The organism is Gordonia sp. DT30 (assembly GCF_049844915.1).
Classification (GTDB): domain Bacteria; phylum Actinomycetota; class Actinomycetes; order Mycobacteriales; family Mycobacteriaceae; genus Gordonia.
Genome location: NZ_JBNCLY010000001.1, coordinates 24,708 through 42,974 on the forward strand (window position 1 = coordinate 24,708; position 18,267 = coordinate 42,974).

Sequence of the window (18,267 nt, forward strand, 5' to 3'; positions counted from 1 at the left end):
AAGCCGTGCAACGCCGCAGGGGGCGAAGCGCGCCTCGGCTCACGGTCGCGATCGGCTCCGCCTCGGGGCAGTGGGCGCAGCCGCCCGGCGCGCTGGGGCTGCCATTCGCCTACGCGCATCACTTCGCGCACGACGGGACGGAGCAGATCCTTGGCCAATACCGAAGTGCCTTCACACCATCACGCTTCCTCGACGAACCCCACGTGATGATCACGGCGATGCTCGTGGCCGCCGACACGCCCGAACGGGTACGTGCCCAGACCATGACCACAGATATGACGCACCTCGCCCTCTTGCGGGGTGCTCGACCACAGCCGGTGGAAATAGAGCGGGCACTGGTGCGCGAGTTCACGATTCAGGAGCGGGCGGCTCCTGACCAACACCACGCGCGCCAGGTGATCGGCACGCCGGACGGTGTGGCAGAGCGGCTGCGCGAACTGGCGGCGTCGACGTAGTCCGACGAGATCATGTTTCAGCTTGTCGCGTCGACCGCAGCCTGCCGCGTCCGGTCGCTGGAGATCGTCAACGAGGTCATGTGCCGGGGAGTCACTGATGACGGGCGTGAAGAAGGCTCGGCCGGATAGAGCGCCGCCTGGCGAACCGCCGGCGCACATCCGGGGAACGAACACAAAAGGGAGGACGAACATTCGTCCCCACTCTTGGCGATCTCGGCTACTGCGAGCGTTCGTAGGGAATCTTCTCGCCGGCCGTGACCTCGAAGGGAAGATGGTTGCCCGCCGGTGGCAGCGGGCACGTCGCGAAGTCGATGAAGGCGCATGGCAAGTTGGTGGCGCGATTGAAGTCCACGGCGACGGGCCCACCCTCGTCGAGGACGGCCTGCGACGCGTTCACGGCGAGACTGCGATTCGCGGCGTAGGTGGTGACCCCGGAGGTGGCGTCGGTGAACAGGATGCTCAGACCGCCGGTCTTGCCGTTGAATGCGATGAGCCGGTGCTCGCCTCCGTCATGGCCGAGTACGACCTCACCCGGCGAAACGTAGACGTGCGCAAGGCCTTCGGCGACGGCACCGACAGTGACCGGGCGAGGCTCAGAATACGGCTCGAAGCGGCCGTGTAGAACCCATGTGGGGTCTGCGGAGTACGCGGGAACCCCGTGGAAATCGCGAACCGCGGGTGCGGAGCCGTCGTGGGTCCGGATGAGGTAGCCCTCGCCGCGTCGCACGATCTCGATGTGCACGCCGTCGATCTCGACCAACTCACCAGGCCCCGTCGGCGTGAGTTCGAAGTCGCGGTCGGCAAACGACTCCCCATCGGCGCTACGCACGTGGGCGGCCGATTCGTCGAACCACCAGGTACCGGGAATGCCGTCGTAGCGCGTCGGTTCGGTGTCGAGCCATTCCAGCCGGGTGATCGAGAGCCAGCCGAGCGGCGCGGCGAGGTCGTGTTCACGGGCGGTGTGCCAGCTCTGCCAGGTGTCGACGAATTCGGTATCGGTGGACAATGTGTCGGTCATGTGCGGCCTCCTCGTGGGCGTGATGGTGGTCGTCAGACGTCAACGCAGACCGGACACGATCCATTGCCTTGGCCGCATCGTGCGCCGAACCCTGTTGCGATCGGTGGTGGTGGCGTAGGACCGCTCATGCGATGGCACTGAATTGGCGCCGGCCTTCTGCGATAAGCACTCGGCCGAACCGCATTTCCGGAAAATGTGCGGCCACGACGAGATCGCCACGTGCGGCGGCCTCATCTGCCAAGGCATTTCGCATCTGGGAAGCGGCGACGGGGTCGACGTCCCACACGACGGTCCAATCGGGCTCGGAGAGCTGAACCACGGAGTGGACGACATCGCCGAGAAGAATTGCGCGCCGCTCTCCCGAGGACGCAACGAACACTGTGGAACCGGGCGTATGGCCCGGGGCCGCACGGGCGTCGAGACCAGGGGCGATCTGGTGATCACCGGTAAAGGGAATGAACCGCTCGCGGATCGGGAGAAGCTTGTCCCGCACAGGCGCGGCTGCGGTCGGTCCGTCGACGAAATATGTCCAATCGGCCTCGTGGCAGCGATAGGTGGCATTCGGAAAGACCGGGCTCCCGTCAACTGAGGTCCACCCGATGTGATCGAAATGCAGATGGGTGAAGACCACGTCGGTCACCTCGGGCGGCGTCACACCGTGCTCAGCGAGCGAGTCCAGCAGGGCGCCGCCGACATAGCCGTCCTCGTCCATCGGGCCCACCCCGGCGTCGACGAGGACCACCCGATCACCCGTCCGCACAAGGAAACCCCCGACCGGGAAGCTCCACCGGCCGTCATCGCCGAAGTGGTCGGGATGACATCTCCAGGCCTCCGGGTCAGAGAATCGCGAGATGATCTCGCCCGCCTGCTCTGTCCCGGACCCGTCGCGGAGGGGCTCGATGCTGATGCTGCCGATGCGCACCTGTCGAGGATAGGCCGGTCGCCCCGACCGGCGTTTCGTGGCCCGACGGTGGCCGCCCGGCGACGCTGACGGGCGGCCACCGATCCGCATGCCGTAGCGGCATGAGGGTCATAGTCGTGCGGACCGGTGGGCAGACCCCCACCAGCGGGGTCAGGACGCGGAAACGCCAGGGGATCAAGCGGTCCGGCCGGTGCGCAGGCGTTCCTGCACCAACTGGTCTGCCGCGCGGCCGGTTGCGACGGACTCGGACGCAGAACGCTCGAAGATGGAGGTGACCGTGTCGTAGATGGCCTCGACGCGGTGGCGCGTCACATCGGCATCGGCTCCGGCCCGCTCGCCGTCGACCTGGATGAGGCCGCCGCCGTTGGAGGCATAGTCGGGGACCCAGGCGATACCGAGCCGGTGGAGCAGATCGTCGATCCCCGGCTCGATCAGCTGGTTGTTTGCCGCGCCGCACACCACGGACGCGGTCAGCCGTTCGATGGAGCTCTCGGTGAGGGTGGCGCCGAGTGCGCAGGGGGCGTAGACGTCGAGCTTCTCACCGATGACGTCATCGGTGGTCGTGACATCCGGGAACCGCTCGACGATTCGCGCCAGGCCCGCGCGGTCGACATCGGTGGCCACGATCCGGGCACCTTCGGCCGCCAGGAGCGCGATGAGTTCGGAGCCGACCTTGCCGACACCCTCGACACCGATGACGCGATCGGTCAACGAGGGATCGCCCCAGGCTACAGCGGCGGCAGCGCGCATGGCCTGGTACACACCCAACGCGGTCAGCGGTCCGCTGTTGCCCGAGCCGCCGGACGTGGCCGTCCGTCCGAGCACATGAGGGGTCGACTCCCCGACGATGTCGAGATCCTCAGCGCCGGTACCGATGTCGCCCGCGGTGAGGTAGCGGCCACCGAGGGTGTCGACGAACCGTCCGTAGGCGCGAAGCAGCTCCGGCGTCTTCTGCGTGGTCGGGTCACCGATGATGACCGCCTTGCCGCCACCGAGTGCCACACCGGCGATCGCAGCCTTGAAGGTCATTCCCCGGGAGAGCCGGAGTACGTCGGTGAGGGCCGATCCCTGGTCGGGATAAGGGTAGAAACGCGTACCGCCCATGGCAGGTCCGAGCGTCGTGGAGTGGATGCCGATGATGGCCTTGAGCCCGCTCGCGGCGTCTTCGCAAAAGACGACCTGTTCGTGGGGCAGTCCGGGGATGGCGTCCGCGCGGTCGAAGACGGCGGAATCATCGATGATCGGGTGGGCGGGTGAGGTGACGGACACGTTCTTTGCCTTTCGAGGGATGAGGACGTCAGCTATGGGCGTGCAGGGGTTGTCCAGCGAGTGCGAGGTGGGCTTCGCCGAGAGCTTCCGACTGGGTGGGGTGCGCATGGACGAGGGCGGCGACGTCGTCGGGGTGAGCGTCCCAGTTGACGATCAACTGGGCCTCGCCGACCAGCTCGCTGATCCGGTCGCCGACCATGTGGATACCGACCACCGGGCCACCGGTCGCGGCGTCGCCGGCGCGGACCAGCTTGACTCCGCCTGTGGTGCGCAGGATCTGACTCTTGCCGTTGCCGCCGAGGTCGTACTCGACGGTGGTCACCGTGCGGTACTGCGCGCGTGCCTGGGCTTCGGTCAAGCCCACCGAGGCGATCTCGGGACTGGTGTAGGTGACTCGCGGAATGCCCATCTCGTCGATGGGGGCTGGGCTTCGGCCCGCGATCTGATCGGCGACGAACAACCCCTGCTGGAATCCGCGGTGCGCCAGTTGGAGTCCGGCGACGATGTCGCCGACGGCCCAGACGTCCGGGTGATTGGTCCGGAGGTGGGAATCGACGACGACGTGGCCGCGCTCCAGGGCGATGCCGGCCTCGGCGAATCCGCTGCCGGCGGTCCGCGGTTCCCGACCGATCGCGACGAGCAGCATGTCGGTCTCGATCGTGTCGCCGGAATCCAGTGTCACGGTGACCGTCTCGCCGGACTGGTCGGCGCCGATCAGTTTGGTGGATGTCCGGGCGGTGATGCCGCGTTTGCGGAATGCGCGCGCGAGTTGTTTCGACGTCCACTCGTCTTCAGCGGCCACCAGGCGATCCAAGGCCTCGATCACCGTGACGTCGGTGCCGAAGGATGCCAGCACGCCGGCGAACTCGACGCCGATCACGCCGCCGCCGAGAATGACAGCGCGCCTGGGTATCTCATCGAGCGTCAATGCCTCGTCGCTGGTGATGATGCGGCCGCCGACCGGAAGGTTCGGAATCTGTCGAGGTTGCGAACCGGTCGCCAGGACAACGGCGCGCCGGGCGGTGATGCGTTGCCCGTCCACTTCGACAGTCCGGTCGCCGAGATAGCGGCCGACGCCGGATACCACCTCGATGCCATGGTGAGCGACAAGGCCCTGTAATCCCTTGTACAGCTTGCCGACAACGCCGTCCTGGTACGAACGGATTCGATCGATGTCGAGACCGTCGAGCGCCGCGATCACTCCGAACGCGGCGCTGTCGCGGACGGTGTCGGCGACCTCGGCCGCGTGGACGAGGGCCTTGGTGGGAATGCATCCGCGATGCAGGCAGGTGCCGCCGAGTTTGTCGGCCTCGACGATCGTGACGCTCAAGCCGAGTTGGGCGGCGCGGATCGCGCAGGCGTAGCCACCGGATCCGCCGCCGAGGACCACGACATCAGGGGTATGGGACATCGCAGATCTCACTCCTGTCAAGAAGGTTCAGGCGCACGCAGCGCTCGAGTTCGGGTATTGGAGGCGAACCACGCCTCGGCGGGACGGAGGTCAGCCGAGAGCGATCAGCTCGAAGGGATCGGACAGAATTCGTCCGATGTCGGCGAGGAACCGTGACCCTTGTTCGCCGTCGACGAGCCGGTGGTCGAACGAGAGGCTGAGAGTGGTGACCGACCGGAGGGCGATCTCGCCCTCGTGCTCCCATGGCTGACGGCGGATCGCGCCGACGCAGAGGATGCCGGCTTCCCCGGGATTGAGAATCGGTGTGCCGGAATCGACACCGAACACACCGACATTGGTGATGGTGATCGTGCCGGCCGCCAGATCGCCCGGTGATGTCTTGCCCGCCTTCGCGGTTGTCGTCAGGTCGACCAGCGCGTTCGCCAACTCGTGCAGGGACATGCGATCGGCGTCCTTGATGTTGGGCACCATCAGTCCACGCGGCGTGGCGGCCGCGATACCGAGATTCACGTAGTGCTTGGTCACGATCTCCCCGGAGTCCTCGTCCCACGACGAGTTGAGAGACGGATTTGCCCGCACGGCGATCAGTAGCGCCTTGCTGATCAACGCCAGCGGCGTCAGCCGGGTGTCGCTGAATCGGCGGTGCGCTCGCAGCCGTTCGAGTAGGTCGAGCGTCTCGGTGATGTCCACGGTTACGAATTCGGTGACGTGGGGAGCGGTGAACGCGCTGGCCACCATCGCGGCCGCGGTGTGTTTGCGCACACCTTTGATCGGGGTCCTGGTCTCCGCGCCGTGGCTGCCGACAACAGGTACGGGCGGGGCATCGGCGTGGGAGCTTGTCTCTGTGTCCGCGTCGTCCGAAAGGCTCTGTGCGGCAATATATGCGGTGACGTCGGCGCGAGTGACCTCGCCGTGCGCGCCGGTGGCGGGGACATTGCCGAGTTCGATGCCGTTCTGCTTCGCGAGGAACCGGACCGGCGGTTTGGCGAGTGGCCGCGTCTCGGCGAAGCGGCCACCACCCTCGGCCTCGGCAGTGCCGGTGGAAGCGGTGGGGGTCTCGGTGGTTCGGGTGGCGCCGCGGGCACGACGCCGGCTCGACGCCTCGTCCGCCACGCCATATCCGACGAGGACGGGAACGCGCTCGGCTGTGCCCTCCGGTGTCGTCGCCGTGTCGGTTGCGTCTGTGGTCGAGGTGGTCGGCAGCGAGTCCGTTGCGGCACCCGTGGAGATGTCGATGAACGGCGTGCCGACGTCGACGGTGTCTCCTTCTCCGGCGTGCAGTGCGACCACCGTCCCGGAGTACGGCGAGGGCAGTTCGACGGAGGCCTTCGCGGTCTCGACCTCGGCGATGACCTGGTTGAGTTCGACGGCGTCGCCCACCCCGACAAACCAGCTGACCAACTCGGCCTCGGTCAGTCCCTCACCGAGATCGGGCAGCAGAAACGTCTGCGTTTCAGTCATGTTCGTTCCTTCTCGACTCACGCGGCCATCGACGTGTCGACGGCATGCAGGATCCGGTCGATGTCGGGCAGGAAGTGCTCTTCCAGTTTTGCCGGCGGATACGGGATGGCGAATCCGCCGACCCGCAGTACCGGCGCCTCGAGGTGGTAGAAGCATCGCTCGGAGACGCGTGCCGCAATCTCGGCTCCGATGCCGAGGAACACCGGGGCCTCGTGGGTGACGACCAGGCGTCCGGTCTTGCGCACCGAGGCCTCGATCGCATCCATGTCCAACGGGGAGAGCGTGCGAAGATCGATGACCTCGATGGACATTCCCTCTTCCGCAGCGGCCTTGGCCGCCGCAATCGCCGTGGTGACCAGCGGGCCATAGGCGAGCAATGTGACGTCGGTCCCCTCGACGACGGTGCGCGCCCGATGCAACGGGTACGAGTCGATAGCGGAATCGAGGTCGACCTCGCCCTTCTCCCAATAGCGGCGCTTCGGTTCGAAGAACAGAACCGGGTCGTCGGAGGTGATCGCCTGCCGGATCATCAGATGGGCGTCGGCGGCGTTGCTGCATGTCACCACCCGTAGCCCGGCGGTTTGGGCGAAGTAGCCCTCGGGGGATTCGGAATGATGCTCGATGGCGCCGATCCCGCCCCCATAGGGAACCCGGATCGTGATCGGCATGGTGACGTTGCCGCTCGTGCGGTAATGCAGCTTGGCGACCTGGGAGACGATCTGGTCGAATGCGGGATAGATGAACCCATCGAACTGGATCTCGCAGACCGGACGGAATCCGCGCATGGCGAGTCCTATTGCGGTGCCCAGGATTCCCGATTCCGCCAGTGGGGTGTCGATCACCCGGTGCTGGCCGAAGTCCTTCTGCAGCCCGTCGGTGATCCGGAAGACGCCGCCGAGTGCGCCGATGTCCTCACCCATCAGCAGGACCTTCGGATCGTCTTCCAGGGCGCGTCGCAGGCCGGCGTTGAGTGCCTTGCCAAGGGGAAGCGTGGTGGTCATCGTGTCGATCCTTCGAAACTGGCGAGATAGGTCGAGTACTGCTCGCGTTCTTCGTCCACCAACGGGTGCGGTTGTGAGTAGACGTGGTCGAACAGGGACATTGCTTCGGGCTCTACGGTTTCCAGACATCCCTTGCGCAGGGCGGCTGCGGTGACGTCGGCCTGATTCTGAACTCGGGCCAGGTACTCGTCGTCGATGAGGCCCGCGCGTTCGAGAAGCTTGCGCACACGGTCGAGGGGATCTTTGAGCTTCCACTCGTCATCAAGCGCTGACGGCCGGTACCGGCCCGGGTCGTCCGAGGTGGTGTGCGGGCCCATGCGGTACGTGACGGCCTCGATGAGGCTCGGGCCGTTGCCTTCTCGTGCATTGGCGAGCGCGGCGCGCGTCGCGGCGAGAACGGCCAGGACGTCATTGCCATCCACCCGGATGGACGGGATGCCGAATCCGCGGCCGCGCTCGGCGATGGTGACCTTTGCCTGTAGCGACACCGGCTCGGAGATCGCCCACTGGTTGTTCTGACAGAAGAACACGACCGGTGCCGCAAAGCTCGCCGCGAAACCGAACGCTTCGGAGATGTCGCCCTGGCTGGTCGCACCATCACCGAAGTAGGTGATCGTCGCCGCCGATGTGCCGTCGAGTGCATTGCCGAGTGCGTATCCGGTGGCGTGCAGAGCTTGACAGCCGACGATGATCGCCGGCGTGGTCATCCGATACTCCAACGGATTCCATCCGGAGTGGGTGGAACCACGCCAGAACCGCAGCATGTGGGTGGGGTCCACGTTGCGGCAGTACGCGACTCCGTGTTCACGGTAGCTCGCGAAGACGAAGTCCTCCTCCGCCAGCGCCCGGGCCGATCCGACTTGCGAGGCTTCTTGCCCGAGCAGTGGTGCCCACAGTCCGAGTTCGCCTTGCCGCTGCAAAGCCGTTGCCTCCGAATCGATCCGCCGAATGACGAACAGGTCCTCATAGAGGTCGGCGAGACGTCGGTCGTCGATGTCGGTGACCAACGGGGACAGATCGGGGTGGTCGACGCGTAGCCCGTCTTCGGTCACCAGTTGTATGGGGGTCGTTCCCGAATCGAAGACCACGATTCCTCCTGACGTCTATTCCCCGGCGCGTTGCCATTTGGATGATTCATACAAACAACGAATGCCATCGTGCGCAACCGTCGATGTTGAGATTGAGCAGTGTGCCCAATTCTATGCGCTCTCGATGTGGCATGCTGAGCTGTATGACTGATTTCGATCGCACCGACGCCCGCCTGCTGAGCGCGCTCTGTGAACGCCCGCGCGCCACCGGAGTCGAACTCGCCGGGCTCATCGAGGTATCGCGCAATACCGTGCAGTCGCGATTGGAACGGTGGCACCGCGATGGAACACTCGACGGCTTCGACCGGCGAATCCCGCCGCGTCACCTCGGGCTGCCCTTACTCGCCTTCGTGCTGACCACTGTTGATCAGCGTCGACTCGCCGAGGTCACCGACAGGCTCGAGACGATTCCCGAGGTGGTCGAGGTGATCGGACTGTCCGGACCCGTGGACCTTCTCATCCGTGTCGTCGCCGCCGACACCGACGACCTGTACCGGGTCGCCGGGCTGCTACTCGGCATCGACGGAGTGGAACGGACGAACGTGAGCCTGGCGATGCAAGAACTGGTGCCCTACCGGATTCGCCAGTTGCTCGATCACGCGGAATGACAGTGCATTCCGGTTCTCGGTTCAGGCGCTGACCGGTGCTCGCACCAGGTGTTCTCCGTAGCGCCGCGCCTGGTCGGACGGGAGTCCGTCATCGGAGAGGATGGTGCCGACCTCGTCGACGGAAGCCACCTTGCTGAGCGCGCGGTTGCCGAACTTGGAACTGTCGGCCACCACCACGGTGTGCCTCGCCGACGAGATCATCGCCCGTTTGAGCGGCACCTCAAGGGTGTTGGTATTGGTGATCCCGGTGTCCGGGTCGACGGCGTCGGCTCCGAGGAAGGCCCAATCGGCGGAGTAGTTCGCCAGAAAACCGACGGCGGCGTCGCCGACGAGGGTGAAGACCGAACCGAGCAGCTCACCGCCGGTCACCAGGAGTCGGGTACCCGGAAGGGTGGCGACATACTTCGCGATGCGCAGGTCGTTGGTGATGAACGTCAGGTCCGAGCGATGGCGAAGTGCGAGGGCGACTTGATAAGTCGTCGACCCGCTGTCGAGGATGACGGTTTGTCCATCCGAGACATACTCCGCGGCGGCCGCGGCGATCGCCGCTTTTTCCGGTTGTCGCGCAATCTTCTTCACGGCGTAAGGGATTTCGGACGAGCCATCGGCGGCGGGCCGCGCACCCCCATGCGTCCGTTCGGCTCTGCCCGACCGGGCGAGGGCGTCGAGATCGCGTCGAATCGTGGATGCGTCGACGCTCATCTCGCGTGCAAGGACCTTTGCCTCGACGTAACCGTCGATCTGGAGGCGCTGCAGGATCTGTCCCCGTCGTTCGGTTGCGGACAATGACCCCTCCTTGATCGACGGTTGATCGCCGGCGCGATGAACATCCGAATCCGGTTCACGGGAGTCTAACTGCGCTGCACGCATATTGACAGCAGAACCACTCAGCGGCATGATTGCGTGCACTCGGTGCGCGATTACGCGCACATTCCTGCGGTCATCGGACCGGCGTCTTCCCGGTCCGGCAAGCAAACAATCTCGAGGAGTGCTCCCATGCAGATGGGTCTGATAGGGCTGGGGCGGATGGGCGGAAACATGCGGGAGCGTGTTCGCGCCGACGGCCACGATGTCGTCGGATACGACGCCGACCCGTCGGTCCGTGACGTCGAGAGTCTGGCCGAACTGGTCGACGAGTTGGCGCAGCCCCGAGTGGTCTGGGTGATGGTTCCCGCCGGGGAGCCGACCCGAGCCGTCGTCGGCGAGCTCAGTGAACTCCTCGCGGCCGGAGATCTCGTCATCGACGGCGGGAACTCCCGCTTCACCGACGACGAGGAGCATGCGAAGACCTTGGGTGCGCGCGACATCGGCTACCTCGATTGTGGTGTGTCCGGCGGGGTCTGGGGCCGGACCGCCGGATACGGATTGATGGTGGGAGGCGACGAGGCCGACGTGGCGCGCGCCATGCCGATCTTCGATGCGCTCCGTCCGCACGGACCCCGGGCAGACGGCTTCGTCCACGCAGGCCCGGTCGGCGCCGGTCACTACGCGAAGATGGTGCACAACGGAATCGAGTACGGGTTGATGCAAGCCTACGGCGAAGGATACGAACTCCTTTGTGCCGAACCGAGAATCACCGCCCCTGACGCGGTGATGGCGGCGTGGCAACGCGGCACGGTCGTGCGGTCGTGGCTGTTGGAGCTTCTCGTGGGCGCGCTTGCGGATGACCCTGAGCTCGAGACGATCTCCGGGTACACCGAGGACTCCGGCGAAGGCCGGTGGACGGTCGAGGAGGCGATCGCGCACGCGGTTCCGCTACCGGTCATCTCCGCCGCGCTGTTCGCGCGGTTCGCATCTCGGCAGCCGGACTCGCCGACGATGAAGGCCGTGTCGGCGCTACGGCGTCAATTCGGTGGACACCAGGTGCGGACCGCGGAGGTGCCGCGATGAGCCTGAAGCTCGGATACAAGGCGTCGGCCGAACAGTTCGGTCCGCGTGAGCTGGTGGAACTCGGTGTCTCGGCCGAAGAGCACGGGATGGATTCCGCGACGGTATCGGATCACTTCCAGCCGTGGCGGCACCAGGGCGGGCACGCGGCGTTCTCGCTGTCATGGATGACCGCGGTGGGCGAGCGTACCTCCCGGATTCGGTTGGGGACGTCGGTACTGACACCCACCTTTCGATACAACCCCGCGGTGGTGGCACAGGCGTTCGCGACGATGGGGTGTCTGTATCCGGGTCGGATCATGCTCGGCGTGGGCACCGGGGAAGCACTCAACGAGATCGCGACCGGTCACGTGGGGGAGTGGCCGGCATTCACCGAACGCTTTGCGCGACTACGGGAGTCGGTGCGGTTGATGCGCGAGCTCTGGCTCGGCGACCGGGTCGACTTCGAGGGTGAGTACTACACCACACAGGGAGCCTCGATCTATGACGTGCCCGAGGACGGAATCCCGGTCTACATCGCCGCGGGCGGGCCGGTGGTGGCCCGCTATGCGGGCCGGTCGGGCGAAGGATTCATCTGCACCTCCGGCAAGGGGATGGAGCTCTACGAGCAGAAATTGTTGCCGGCCGTCGACGAGGGCGCCGCGAAGGCCGGACGGGACGCCGCCGACATCGACAAGATGATCGAGATCAAGATCTCCTACGACACCGACCCGCAGGCGGCGCTGGAGAACACGCGCTTCTGGGCTCCGCTTTCGCTGACGCCCGAGCAGAAGCACAGCATCGACAGCCCCGTCGAGATGGAACGGGCCGCAGACGCACTGCCGATCGAACAGGTCGCCAAGCGGTGGATCGTGGCGTCCGACCCGGATGAGGCGGTGGCGCAGATCCGTCCGTATGTCGACGCCGGTTTGAACCACCTCGTGTTTCATGCACCGGGACATGATCAGCAGCGGTTTCTCGAGCTGTTCAGCAGGGACCTCGAGCCACGTCTGCGGGCGCTGGCATGACCGACGTGAATGGTGCGAACTCCACCGGGCCGGCCGTGGACGCGGCGTGGGAGGTGCTGGTCGAGCACCAGAAAATGATTGCACCGCTGCATCTTCGGGACCTGTTCGCGGCCGATCCGGCGCGGGGCGAGGAACTGACGGTGACGGCGGCGGATCTGTACATCGACTACAGCAAGCATCGCGTCACCCGGGAAACCCTCGGGCTGCTGCTCGAACTGGCCCGCGCCTCGGGAGTGGAGGCGCGGCGAGATGCGATGTTCGCCGGCGCGCACATCAACACCTCCGAAGATCGTGCGGTGCTGCACACCGCGCTGCGCATGCCCCCTGACACCGAGCTGATGGTGGACGGGCGCAACGTCGTTGCCGACGTGCGCAGGGTGCTCGACCGGATGGGCGAGTTCACCGACGATCTGCGGTCGGGGCGTCGCTGCGGCGCGACCGGCCGGCAGTTCGAGACGGTGGTGAACATCGGTATCGGTGGCTCGGACCTCGGCCCGGCCATGGTGTCGCGGGCGCTGCGGCACTACGCAAACGGACCGGTGGCCAGATTCGTCTCCAACATCGACCCCACCGACCTGCTGTCGACGCTGTCGGGTCTCGATCCGGCAACCACCCTGTTCGTGGTGGTCTCCAAGACCTTCACCACGCTGGAGACGATGGCGAACGCGACCGCGGCGCGCCACTGGATCATCGACGCGCTCGGGAACGACGCCGTCACCGGCCATTTCGTGGCCGTCTCGACGAACCACGAACGCACCGCAGCATTCGGTATCGACCCGGACGCCGTGTTCGGGTTCTGGGATTGGGTCGGCGGACGCTACTCCGTCGGATCGGCCGTCGGGCTGTCGGTGATGGCGGCCATCGGCCGCGATCGCTTCGCCGAGTTCCTCGCCGGGATGTACGCCATGGACCAGCACTTCGCCACGGCGCCGCTCGACGCCAACGCGCCGGTCCTGTTGGGCCTCCTCGGCGTCTGGTACGCAAGCTTTTTCGGCGCCGACTCCCGGGCGGTGCTGCCCTACGCCCACGACCTGGCGAGATTCCCCGCTTACCTCCAGCAGCTGACCATGGAGTCGAACGGAAAGTCCGTCCGGGCCGACGGCACCCCGGTTGCGGCGGCGACCGGGGAGGTGTTCTGGGGCGAGCCGGGAACCAACGGCCAGCACGCCTTCCATCAGTTGCTCCACCAGGGCACCCGGCTGATCCCGGCCGATTTCGTGGGATTTGCACGGCCGCTGGCCGACCTGCCGGTCGAGGGCGACGCCGCCACGTCGATGCACACGCTGTTGTTGGCGAACATGTTGGCCCAGTCCAAGGTGCTCGCCTTCGGACGTACCGCCGGGGAGATCGTCGCCGAGGGGGTGGCGCCGGAGCTGGTACCGCACAAGGTGATGCCCGGGAACCGGCCGTCGACAACGATTCTCGGCACCCAACTGACCCCGTCGACCCTCGGCCAGCTGATCGCTCTCTACGAACATCAGGTGTTCGTCCAGGGAGTCGTGTGGGGCCTAAACTCCTTCGACCAGTGGGGCGTGGAACTCGGCAAGACCGCCGCGCTCGAGGTGGCGCCCGCCCTCGCCGACGACCTCGGCGCGACGAGTGTCGACGATCGTTCCACCGCCGGATTGGTGCGCGCATTCCGGCGTGCCCAGGAAGCCGGCATGCCTGCCGGACAGGACGACGGCCGGGCCTGACGATTGCGTCGTCGACGAGATCGCTGTGACAGCCGACAGATCACGAGGGGACTGAAATGGTGTTTGACAAGATCTTGGTGGCCAATCGTGGCGAGATCGCGATCCGTGCCTCCCGCGCGGCATACGAGCTCGGCGCCCGAACCGTGGCGATCTTCCCCTACGAGGACCGGAATTCGGCTCACCGGTCCACCGCCGACGAGTCGTATCAGATAGGGGAGCCCGGACATCCGGTGCGCGCATACCTCTCGGTCGACGAGGTGGTGGACGTCGCGGCGCGCTGCGGTGCGGACGCCGTCTACCCAGGCTATGGCTTCCTGTCGGAGAACCAGGATCTGGCACGGGCCTGCGTCGATGCCGGGATCACCTTTGTCGGTCCGTCGGCCGACGTTCTGGAGTTGACCGGCAACAAGGCGTCGGCAGTGGCGGCGGCTCGAGCTGCCGGACTACCGGTGCTCGACTCGTCGGAGCCGTCGGCCGACACCGACGAGTTGATGTCGGCGGCAGCGGATTTGCGGTTTCCGGTGTTCGTCAAGGCGGTGGCCGGCGGTGGTGGCCGTGGGATGCGCCGGGTGGAGGTCATCGACGAACTCCCGGCCGCGATCGCTGCCGCCTCGCGTGAGGCGGATGTCGCATTCGGTGATCCGACGGTGTTCCTGGAGCAGGCGGTCGTCGATCCGCGCCATATCGAGGTGCAGATCCTCGCCGATACCCACGGCAACGTCATCCATCTGTTCGAGCGCGACTGCAGTGTGCAGCGCCGGCATCAGAAGGTCGTCGAACTCGCGCCGGCACCGAACCTGGATCCGGCTCTGCGTGAGCGGATCTGCGCCGACGCGGTGGCCTTTGCGCGGCACATCGGCTACTCGTGCGCCGGCACCGTCGAGTTCTTGCTCGACGAGGCGGGCCGACACGTCTTCATCGAGATGAATCCACGAATCCAGGTGGAACACACGGTGACCGAGGAGATCACCGATGTGGACCTGGTGGCAGCGCAACTGCGGATCGCGGCCGGCGCATCGCTGGAGGATCTCGGCCTCGCGCAGGAGTGCCTGCGGATTCGTGGGGCGGCCATCCAGTGCCGGATCACCACCGAGGATCCCGCCGACGACTTTCGCCCCGACGTCGGCCGGATCACCGCCTACCGAAGTCCCGGAGGTGCGGGTGTCCGCCTCGACGGTGGGGCGGTGCTCGGTGCCGAGATGACCGGTCACTTCGATTCGATGCTGGTCAAACTGACCTGTCGCGGAGCCGACTTCGCGACCGCGGTGAATCGGGCGCGGCGTGCGGTGGCCGAATTCCGCATCCGCGGGGTGGCGACGAACATCGGGTTCCTGCAGGCAGTGCTCGACGATCCGGACTTTCGGGCCGGGCGGGTGACGACGTCGTTCATCGGCGATCGGCCGTGGCTGCTGACCTCCCATGGTTCGGCGGATCGTGGGACGCGGATTCTGTCGTATCTGGCCGAGGTGACGGTGAACAAGCCGCACGGCGAACGTCCGACGACCGTGTACCCACGCGACAAACTGCCCGCGGTGGACCGGCGGGTGTTGTCGTCACCGCCGGACGGTTCGCGGCAACGGCTCCGAGACCTCGGGCCGGTCGCATTTGCGGCCGAGCTGCGCGACTCGCCTCGTCCCGCGTTGACCGACACCACCTTTCGGGACGCACATCAATCGTTGCTGGCCACGCGGGTCCGGACCGACGGGTTGCTGGCGATCGCCCCGTATGTGGCGGCGATGACGCCTCAGTTGCTATCGGTCGAATGCTGGGGTGGCGCCACCTACGACGTCGCGTTGCGGTTCTTGAAAGAAGACCCGTGGGACCGGTTGGCGCAGTTGCGCACGGCGATCCCGAACATCTGTCTGCAGATGCTGCTGCGGGGTGCGAACACCGTCGGGTACACGCCCTACCCGACCAAGGTGACCACTGCATTCGTTGCCGAGGCTGCCGACACCGGCATCGATATCTTCCGGATCTTCGACGCCCTCAACAACATCGAGCAGATGCGACCGGCCATCGATGCCGTCCGCGAGACAGGCACCGCAGTCGCCGAGGTCGCCATGTCCTACACCGGTGACCTGGCCGACCCCGCCGAAGATCTCTATACGCTGGACTACTACCTGCGGCTGGCCGAGCAGATCGTCGAGGCAGGTGCACACGTGCTGGCGATCAAGGACATGGCCGGCCTACTGCGTGCACCGGCCGCTCGAAAGCTGGTGTCGGCGTTGCGGAGCCGTTTCGACCTGCCGGTGCATGTGCACACCCACGACACCCCCGGAGGTCAGCTGGCCACCTACCTCGCGGCCTGGGAGGCCGGCGCTTCGGCCGTCGACGGGGCGAGCGCGCCGCTGGCAGGCACCACGAGCCAGCCCGCGCTGTCGGCGATCGTGGCCGCCGCGGCGCATACCGACCGTGATACGGGACTGGATCTGGGAGCGGTGTGCGAACTGGAGCCGTACTGGGAGGCGCTACGGAAGGTGTACTCGCCGTTCGAAACCGGGCTTCCGGCACCGACAGGGCGGGTCTATACGCACGAGATCCCCGGTGGGCAGCTCTCGAATCTGCGACAGCAGGCCATCGCCCTGGGGCTGGGCAATCGCTTCGAGGCGGTCGAGCAGGCGTACGCCGCCGCCGACCGTGTCCTGGGGCGGCTGATCAAGGTGACCCCGTCGTCGAAGGTGGTCGGTGATCTCGCCCTCGCACTCGTCGGACACGGCATCACCGCCGAACAGTTCGCCGACGACCCAGCATCCCACGACATCCCGGATTCGGTGATCGGGTTCCTGCGTGGCGAACTCGGCGAGCCGGCCGGCGGTTGGCCCGAGCCGCTGCGTACCGCCGCGCTCGGCGGCCGCGTCGACGCGCCGGCGCCGGTCGAGCTCTCCGAGCCGGATTCCGCGGCACTGGACACGCCCGGAACAGAGCGGCGCCGCACCCTCGATCGGCTGCTGTTCCCGGGTCCGGCAAAGGAATTCGCGGAGCACCAGGACACCTACGGCGACACCTCGCGCCTGTCGGCCAACCAGTTCTTCTACGGCCTGCGTCACGGTGAGGAGCATCGAGTCGAACTCGAGCCCGGGGTGGAACTGCTCATCGGGCTCGAGGCGGTCAGCGACGTCGACGAGAAGGGCATGCGCACGGTGATGTGCATCCTCAACGGGCAGTTGCGCCCGGTGCAGGTGCGTGACCGTTCGGTCGACCCCGAGGTGGCCGATGCGGAGAAGGCCGACCGCGGCGACCCGAATCAGGTCGGCGCACCGTTCGCCGGGGTCGTCTCGCTCCATGTGGCCGTCGGCGACCGGATCGCCGCCGGGGCCGCCATCGGCACCATCGAGGCGATGAAGATGGAGGCCACCATGACCGCACCCGTCGGCGGCCGAGTCGAGCGCGTCGCCGTCGGGCAGGTCACCCAGGTTGCTCCCGGGGATCTGCTCGTGGTGGTGGACGCCGGTCGCTGAGTTGCTGCGCTACTGAGGCCGGGGTGCGGCACCGTTCGGCGTCACCGAACGGTGCCGGGCGGTGCCGTCAGTTCTGCGAGAGCACTGCGATGGCTTCGATCTCGACCGCCGCGTCCTTCGGCAGGCGCGCAACCTGATAGGTCGCCCGCGCGGGTAACACCGGGCCGTCGAAGAAGGTGCCGTACACCATGTTCACCACGTCGAACTGAGCAAGGTCGGCCATGAGGACCGTCGTCTTGACGACGTCGTGAAGTGTTCCGCCCGCCGCGGTGAGCACGGCGGCGATGTTGCGGATCGACTGCGCCGCCTGCGCCTCGATGTCTCCGGGAATCTGTCCCGTCGCCGGATCGATCGGCAGCTGACCGGACACGAACACCAGACGTCCGGCCGAAACGCCCTGTGAATACGGACCTATCGCGGCGGGCGCATCGGCGGTCGCCACCGAGGAAACCTCGTTGGCCGGGGCGGTGATGTCGCTGGTCATTGGTGTTCTCCTATGGATTCGAGTGCGTGACGGGGGCGTGATCGGATGTCGTACTCGTCAAGCGATTCGGCGGTGTGCGCGAGCAAGCGCTCAGACCTGTTGGTCGTCGAAGTATGTTCGGCGATGGCGAATCGTCAACGGATCCTCTCCGTCGAGATCGAAGAAGTCGCTGAACGGGAGCGTGACGTTCGTGCCATCCCGAAGTAGGCCGGAGAAGGTCCCCTCGACTCCTACTCGCATGCCGTCGACATAGAGCGCGCGGATGGTGTGCGCGCCGCTTTCGATCACGCGATCGGCCGAATAGAACCTGCGAAGTTCGTCTCGACCATGGAATTCGCGGTAGCCGGGTCGCTTGTAGGTGGCGTCGACGGAGAACAAGTCCAGCAGTTCGAGATCGCCCTTGTCCACCAACTCGTAGTAACGCCTGACGATGGCGTCTGCACTCACGCTGTAGCTCCAATCAAATTGTGGGACAAATCGTGTCGCGTGCCACGGACACGACGA

The 18,267-nt window shown here is 66.3% G+C and carries 16 protein-coding genes; 6 read left to right on the forward strand and 10 right to left on the reverse strand.

Annotated elements, in window-relative coordinates:
- Window positions 1-5: 5 nt before the first annotated feature.
- Entirely contained in the window at window positions 6-455 is a 450-nt protein-coding gene (locus tag ACLQ3C_RS00130; protein WP_425702365.1) for a hypothetical protein, read from the forward strand.
- 217 nt (window positions 456-672) lie between these two features.
- Here the strand turns inward: ACLQ3C_RS00130 and ACLQ3C_RS00135 are convergent, their stop codons facing one another.
- The 7 genes from ACLQ3C_RS00135 to pdhA all read right to left on the reverse strand — a co-directional run bounded on the left by ACLQ3C_RS00135 (window position 673) and on the right by pdhA (window position 8,598).
- Window positions 673-1,473 (reverse strand): DUF1684 domain-containing protein, encoded by an 801-nt coding sequence (locus ACLQ3C_RS00135; RefSeq protein ID WP_425702367.1) that lies wholly within the window; start codon window positions 1,471-1,473, stop codon window positions 673-675.
- Window positions 1,474-1,597: 124 nt separating this feature from the next.
- Window positions 1,598-2,485 (reverse strand): MBL fold metallo-hydrolase, encoded by an 888-nt coding sequence (locus tag ACLQ3C_RS00140; protein WP_425702368.1) that lies wholly within the window; start codon window positions 2,483-2,485, stop codon window positions 1,598-1,600.
- Between the two features lie 84 nt (window positions 2,486-2,569).
- The gene (locus tag ACLQ3C_RS00145) at window positions 2,570-3,664 is read right to left on the reverse strand and encodes a Glu/Leu/Phe/Val family dehydrogenase (protein ID WP_425702369.1); all 1,095 of its coding nucleotides are present in this window, start codon (window positions 3,662-3,664) and stop codon (window positions 2,570-2,572) included.
- A 28-nt stretch (window positions 3,665-3,692) separates the two neighbouring features.
- Window positions 3,693-5,075 carry a dihydrolipoyl dehydrogenase gene (lpdA, locus tag ACLQ3C_RS00150; protein ID WP_425702370.1) on the reverse strand — a complete coding sequence of 461 codons (1,383 nt, stop codon included), beginning with the start codon at window positions 5,073-5,075 and terminating at the stop codon, window positions 3,693-3,695.
- 90 nt (window positions 5,076-5,165) lie between these two features.
- Window positions 5,166-6,536, reverse strand: coding sequence for a dihydrolipoamide acetyltransferase family protein (locus ACLQ3C_RS00155; RefSeq protein WP_425702372.1), 1,371 nt, complete (start codon window positions 6,534-6,536; stop codon window positions 5,166-5,168).
- 17 nt (window positions 6,537-6,553) lie between these two features.
- Window positions 6,554-7,537: an alpha-ketoacid dehydrogenase subunit beta gene (locus tag ACLQ3C_RS00160; protein ID WP_425702373.1), complete on the reverse strand. Its 984-nt coding sequence runs from the start codon at window positions 7,535-7,537 to the stop codon at window positions 6,554-6,556.
- The gene (pdhA, locus tag ACLQ3C_RS00165; protein ID WP_425702901.1) at window positions 7,534-8,598 is read right to left on the reverse strand and encodes a pyruvate dehydrogenase (acetyl-transferring) E1 component subunit alpha; all 1,065 of its coding nucleotides are present in this window, start codon (window positions 8,596-8,598) and stop codon (window positions 7,534-7,536) included. Before pdhA ends, ACLQ3C_RS00160 begins: the two co-directional genes overlap by 4 nt.
- A 170-nt stretch (window positions 8,599-8,768) precedes the next feature.
- Between pdhA and ACLQ3C_RS00170 the strand changes: the two genes are divergently transcribed.
- A complete protein-coding gene (locus ACLQ3C_RS00170) occupies window positions 8,769-9,233 on the forward strand; it encodes an Lrp/AsnC family transcriptional regulator (RefSeq protein ID WP_425702374.1) in 465 nt (154 codons plus the stop codon).
- Between the two features lie 21 nt (window positions 9,234-9,254).
- Here the strand turns inward: ACLQ3C_RS00170 and ACLQ3C_RS00175 are convergent, their stop codons facing one another.
- On the reverse strand, window positions 9,255-10,019 hold the full coding sequence (locus tag ACLQ3C_RS00175) for a DeoR/GlpR family DNA-binding transcription regulator (protein ID WP_425702375.1): 765 nt from the start codon (window positions 10,017-10,019) through the stop codon (window positions 9,255-9,257).
- 210 nt (window positions 10,020-10,229) lie between these two features.
- Here ACLQ3C_RS00175 and gnd point away from each other — a divergent pair, with 210 nt between their 5' ends.
- From gnd to ACLQ3C_RS00195, 4 genes are read left to right on the forward strand one after another with little or no spacing between them, the layout of a single operon-like run.
- Window positions 10,230-11,123 (forward strand): phosphogluconate dehydrogenase (NAD(+)-dependent, decarboxylating), encoded by an 894-nt coding sequence (gene gnd / locus ACLQ3C_RS00180; protein WP_425702376.1) that lies wholly within the window; start codon window positions 10,230-10,232, stop codon window positions 11,121-11,123.
- The gene (gene fgd / locus ACLQ3C_RS00185) at window positions 11,120-12,127 is read left to right on the forward strand and encodes a glucose-6-phosphate dehydrogenase (coenzyme-F420) (protein WP_425702378.1); all 1,008 of its coding nucleotides are present in this window, start codon (window positions 11,120-11,122) and stop codon (window positions 12,125-12,127) included. Before gnd ends, fgd begins: the two co-directional genes overlap by 4 nt.
- Window positions 12,124-13,821: a glucose-6-phosphate isomerase gene (gene pgi / locus ACLQ3C_RS00190; RefSeq protein WP_425702379.1), complete on the forward strand. Its 1,698-nt coding sequence runs from the start codon at window positions 12,124-12,126 to the stop codon at window positions 13,819-13,821. The genes fgd and pgi overlap by 4 nt, the downstream gene beginning before the upstream one ends.
- A 59-nt stretch (window positions 13,822-13,880) precedes the next feature.
- Window positions 13,881-17,279 (forward strand): pyruvate carboxylase, encoded by a 3,399-nt coding sequence (locus ACLQ3C_RS00195; RefSeq protein ID WP_425702903.1) that lies wholly within the window; start codon window positions 13,881-13,883, stop codon window positions 17,277-17,279.
- A 67-nt stretch (window positions 17,280-17,346) separates the two neighbouring features.
- Here ACLQ3C_RS00195 and ACLQ3C_RS00200 read toward each other — a convergent pair whose 3' ends face one another.
- The gene (locus tag ACLQ3C_RS00200) at window positions 17,347-17,763 is read right to left on the reverse strand and encodes a Rid family detoxifying hydrolase (RefSeq protein ID WP_425702380.1); all 417 of its coding nucleotides are present in this window, start codon (window positions 17,761-17,763) and stop codon (window positions 17,347-17,349) included.
- Between the two features lie 90 nt (window positions 17,764-17,853).
- On the reverse strand, window positions 17,854-18,210 hold the full coding sequence (locus tag ACLQ3C_RS00205; RefSeq protein WP_425702382.1) for a nuclear transport factor 2 family protein: 357 nt from the start codon (window positions 18,208-18,210) through the stop codon (window positions 17,854-17,856).
- Window positions 18,211-18,267: the final 57 nt, after the last annotated feature.

What these genes read in the sequence shown, in the direction of transcription:
- pgi (WP_425702379.1), top strand. Translation starts at nt 12,124, where the DNA reads ATGACCGACGTGAATGGTGCGAACTCCACCGGGCCGGCCGTGGACGCG.
- ACLQ3C_RS00140 (WP_425702368.1), bottom strand. Translation starts at nt 2,485, where the DNA reads ATGCGGATCGGTGGCCGCCCGTCAGCGTCGCCGGGCGGCCACCGTCGG.
- ACLQ3C_RS00170 (WP_425702374.1), top strand. Translation starts at nt 8,769, where the DNA reads ATGACTGATTTCGATCGCACCGACGCCCGCCTGCTGAGCGCGCTCTGT.
- ACLQ3C_RS00155 (WP_425702372.1), bottom strand. Translation starts at nt 6,536, where the DNA reads ATGACTGAAACGCAGACGTTTCTGCTGCCCGATCTCGGTGAGGGACTG.
- ACLQ3C_RS00135 (WP_425702367.1), bottom strand. Translation starts at nt 1,473, where the DNA reads ATGACCGACACATTGTCCACCGATACCGAATTCGTCGACACCTGGCAG.
- gnd (WP_425702376.1), top strand. Translation starts at nt 10,230, where the DNA reads ATGCAGATGGGTCTGATAGGGCTGGGGCGGATGGGCGGAAACATGCGG.
- ACLQ3C_RS00160 (WP_425702373.1), bottom strand. Translation starts at nt 7,537, where the DNA reads ATGACCACCACGCTTCCCCTTGGCAAGGCACTCAACGCCGGCCTGCGA.
- fgd (WP_425702378.1), top strand. Translation starts at nt 11,120, where the DNA reads ATGAGCCTGAAGCTCGGATACAAGGCGTCGGCCGAACAGTTCGGTCCG.
- ACLQ3C_RS00200 (WP_425702380.1), bottom strand. Translation starts at nt 17,763, where the DNA reads ATGACCAGCGACATCACCGCCCCGGCCAACGAGGTTTCCTCGGTGGCG.
- lpdA (WP_425702370.1), bottom strand. Translation starts at nt 5,075, where the DNA reads ATGTCCCATACCCCTGATGTCGTGGTCCTCGGCGGCGGATCCGGTGGC.